Here is a 4,687-nt window from a genome sequence, read left to right on the forward strand (position 1 = left end):
ATTTTGTCTTCCTAAGCCCGCTTGGCCTCCGACTTCATTGATGCTAAAATTTCAACATTTCTGAATGAAATTTCATTTTTTATAATTTCCCCAAAATCAATATTGTTTTGTAATTCAAAATCTGCAGAAATTACTAATCCACGGACAAATATACTGTCGATTGATAATATCATATCTAGCAAATTTTTTATATCATCATAATGTATATGGCCTGCCGAAGGATTTCTCACAATATAATTAACATATAAACTGTCATCATCAATTTCAATTTTTAAATCATTTTCCAAACTATTTTTTTTATTAATGAAAAGTGATGTTTGTCTGTGATGCGCTTGAATTTCATCACATAGAATTAATAAGAATGCAATTGGGTTTTTATCGGGATGCAATTGTCCTAAATTAAAAGGGTTCCTTTGCAGTAAATTACGATAAAGATTATGTAAAAAAATAGCCGTAGCACTATCAACAATAGGATAAAAGAAAAAGTCGGGATTTTTATCATAATTTTGCAAGATATAACCATAAATCTTCAAAATTAAAAGTGATGAAATCAGCCCATGGTCAAAAGTAACATTTTCAATTATATCATTTAACTTATTTTCCAATAAATGAATTTTTCTTGCATCCAAATTAAAATCTAAAGCCAATCTATGAAATATTACTTGAGTGGGTTTAAATAGATTTAAAAAATTTGCAGTAGGATATTCATTTCTATAATTATCACTAAAAGAATAATCAATTTTTGTAATTGAATCCAGTTCACTGAAATCCAAAAGATTTATCTGCATATCTTCTCCATAAGTATTTAAAATAGAATTAATCTCATTGTTTAATAATTTTTTCATTGGTTTTGCCATAAATTCAATAGGAATGGTAATATCATGAAACAAAGATGCAATACCCCAGCGATATAAAAATTCCTCATCGGAAAATTCCCCTTGGGAATTTTTATAATATTTTTTATAAGGAGTTCTAATCACATAATTTTTAAAACAATGTTTATAATTTTTGTTTTGTGAATAAATGGCCAACCCCAATATAAACACATTAACGGAATGGATAATGAAGTCAGAGTTCATTCCATTTAGACCTGAAGAAGTTTCCCCATATCTTTTCATTAAGTTAGCGAAATCCAAAGGAATGTTAGGGTGACTTACAATACTTGAATTATCATTTTGAGATTTATCTTCTGGAGTAATCTGATATATCATTAAAAATATCTCATATACTCCAAATGCATTTAATTCAGTTTGATTATCTAAAAACACGTCAATACTCGATTTTAAAATTGATTTATACTTATGATCATGTCTATAATCATCATATAAAGTAAGATTATCAAAGAAACTGTCAACATAACTTTGCAAGGAATTTTCTTTAAACATGTCTCCCACCTTAACTATTCATAATTATTTTTTATAATTTTTAATCCAACTCCATCACAGAATTGAGGCAATACATTGAAAATATCAACCTGCATTTTTGCATAATCCGGAGATAAATTCTCCCAAGATTTTAAATTAGGATTAATCTTTAAATCAAAATCATAATAATCTCCAAATCTCCAACCTAAACTATTATTTAAATTGCACCATTCATCATGAACATATTGAGCAAAATACTTCCTTTCATCATCATTAAACGAAACAACCGGTTCACATCGATGTGATTTGTCAACAACCATATAGTTAAGATTTGATAATGATTCAATGATTAAATCTGTCTTTTTAAGATTCAATTCCTTTAACTGATAATGCAAATTATCAAAAATTTGTTTAACCTCCAAATCATCATCAATATTTTCACTAAACTTATATAATTGGAATGTGAGCAATTTTAATTTAGATAAAACAATCTTAAATCCAGAATTAATTACAAGTTCTGGAATATATTTTACCTGATCAATATCATATTGTTGAAACATTGAAGGCAACTCTTCCCAGGGCACTAAACAATCATGAATTAATTCATCAACATTTCTTACAGGACCATAAGTCCATCCTTGATCTATTTTTTGCTTACACCATTCCTGATGCTCAAAACGAGCCAATGTAATAATATCATCATCAGAAAATTCTAAAATTGATTCCCTTTCATCATCCATAGTAACAATTTCACAACCAATTAAATTTAATTTTTTTGGAATTGAAAGAGCCTGACGGAAATTCGCTATCTTAAGAACATAGTACAACCCGTCGAAATCAGTTAACCCTTCAAATTTTGCCTTAGTATTCTCATCAAGAGTTCCATTAGCTAATTTTTCTTCATATTCGCGAGTTACCGAATCAATGTATGTTTGATGAAGTTGAATAGCTATTTTTTCAACATTTTTCATATGATAATCATATAATCCTCCATCAAATTTGAAGATTTCATTAATATTATGTAAATTATTTAAGTCTAAATTGACGGATACACCCCCATTAAATATACTTGTAGTATCTAAAAGTTCATCTAAAGACAGTTCATTAGAAAATGCGAATCCGTATGAAAAACTTTTTACATGATTTTCGGCATAAAATCCATCACCATCAAACTGCAAATTAGTTATTTCATTGATGTTTTCATCAATAATTGTCTCGGGCTTTTTATAAAACTCCAAAATATTATCGCAAAAAATTAAAAGATAAGCCAATGGACTATCCTGAGGATATAACTGCTTTAAATTAAATGGTTCGTTCTGTAAAAAATATCTATAATAATTATGTAAAAATATAGCCGTTGCACTATCTACAACAGGATAAAAAAAGAAACTTGAATCTTTGGCATATTCCTGGATCTGATAACCATAAGAATCTAAAACAAGAAATGCAGCTAAAAGGCCATGCTCCATAAATTCAGATTCATGCATCAAATCAATAAAATTATTTAAATTACCAACAAGTAATTTTAAATCCAAATCAGGAAAATCCAGAGAAATTTTATGTGCCATTATATCTGTAGGTTTAAATAAGTCAAAAAATTTAGTGTAATTGTAGGTATTTTCAAAATTTTCCTTAAAATAATAATCCTTTTTATAAATCTCATTTAAATCATTGAAATCTTCAATAATTCGTGTTTTACCCAAAATTAAATCAAACTCTTTATAAAGACGTTTATTCCATTTTTCGCCAATATTTTCTAAAGGAAGGTATATGTCATGCAATAAAGAAGCTAATCCCCAACGATATAAAAATTCCTCATCAGATACTTCGCCATAGGAATCTTTATAATACTTTTTATAGGGGCTATTTTGAACATAATTCTTAAAAAATTCTTTATAATTTTTGTTTTGAGAATATACTATTAAACCCAGAATAAAAACATTAACAGAATGAATAAATATCTTTTTGAATTGATTGGAATCTCGATAAATCATGCTAGCATGTTTAATAATCACTTCAATCAGTTCAAGAATAGTGTTAGGTTCATTATCTAAATTGTCAGAAAATCCCCTATCTGAGGATTTATCCCTTCCCAGAATCTGATAAATGCCAAAGAAAATTTTATAAACTTCATAAGCATCATAAAAAGATTTATTTTCTAAAAATACCTCAATGGAAGATTTTAATATCTCTTTGTAATAATGATTATTATGAAAATCATCATATATTGCCAAATTTTCAAAAAAATCATCTAAAAATGGTTTAATACAATCGGAATCAAGGTCAGAATATAAAATATCATATTCCAAAGAATTATCAATTAAAACATCCTTCGGATTTTTTAATTCTATTCGTTCAAAAAGTTCTTCATCAACTTCATTACTAGGTTCAAAACCAAAATGATGGAATGCTTCTGTAAATTTAAAAATATATTCCTCTTCATTGAGAGTTGTTTTTATAATAGCTTGAATGACAGATAATTCATATTCCAAATCAGATTCCATGTCAATATTATCAAAATCCTCTAAAAATATTGGAAGAATATTTTTATCTTTATGAATTGCGTATTTTATCTCCTTTCTTACATTTTTTGAAGCAACTGAATTTCTGGTTATAAAAACAACAAATAAATCAGATTCAACAAGATGATTTACAACATCTTTTAACCACTCATTTCCAGCTCCTATTCCTTCATCATACCATACATTGTATCCCATATCTTGGAATCGTTTAATTTCTGGAAATACAATATCAGAGTCCTTATGAGCGTAACTTATAAACATATAAGAACCTTCACCCCTATATGCCGGGAAAGGCACCCTTCCCTGTCCTGGAACCAATTTACTATTTAGTGAATTTTTATTTGATTTAAGTCCGAAACCTTTAAAAGATTCCATATATTGGGAAGTGTATTTCTCCAAATCCCATTTAAATTTAGATATGGAATTTATCTCAGATAATGTAAAATCAAGTAATGGGCCTAATTCTGTTTCGACCAGATAAATTGGAAGAATATTAATCTGATTTTCTTCAGCAAATTCAACTTCTTCAAGTATTCTATCTAATTTAGCAGAATTTGGCGTAAGAAAAATTATAAAAACCGTGCAGTTCTCAAGTTCTTTTACTTTTATATCCCCACATTTTTCATCATAAAAAACATTGAATCCCTGATTTTGGAATCGCTTAATTTCTGGATATACTGCATATTTATCTTCAGGAGCATAACTTACATAAATATAAGGTTCACTACCGAAATATGGTGGAAGAGGTTTTTCTGTGACATTTGAATTATTATCCATCATTATCAACCCTCAAAAAAAATC

At 27.8% G+C, this 4,687-nt stretch carries 2 protein-coding genes; both read right to left on the reverse strand.

Going from position 1 to position 4,687, the window contains the following annotated elements:
• Positions 1 to 11 precede the first annotated feature (11 nt).
• Positions 12 to 1,385 carry a hypothetical protein gene (locus tag ACKI2P_RS08950; RefSeq protein WP_407376979.1) on the reverse strand — a complete coding sequence of 458 codons (1,374 nt, stop codon included), beginning with the start codon at positions 1,383 to 1,385 and terminating at the stop codon, positions 12 to 14.
• Between the two features lie 14 nt (positions 1,386 to 1,399).
• Positions 1,400 to 4,666 (reverse strand): TIR domain-containing protein, encoded by a 3,267-nt coding sequence (locus ACKI2P_RS08955; RefSeq protein ID WP_407376981.1) that lies wholly within the window; start codon positions 4,664 to 4,666, stop codon positions 1,400 to 1,402.
• Positions 4,667 to 4,687: the final 21 nt, after the last annotated feature.

This window comes from Methanobrevibacter sp. (genome assembly GCF_045541095.1).
Lineage (GTDB): Archaea > Methanobacteriota > Methanobacteria > Methanobacteriales > Methanobacteriaceae > Methanocatella.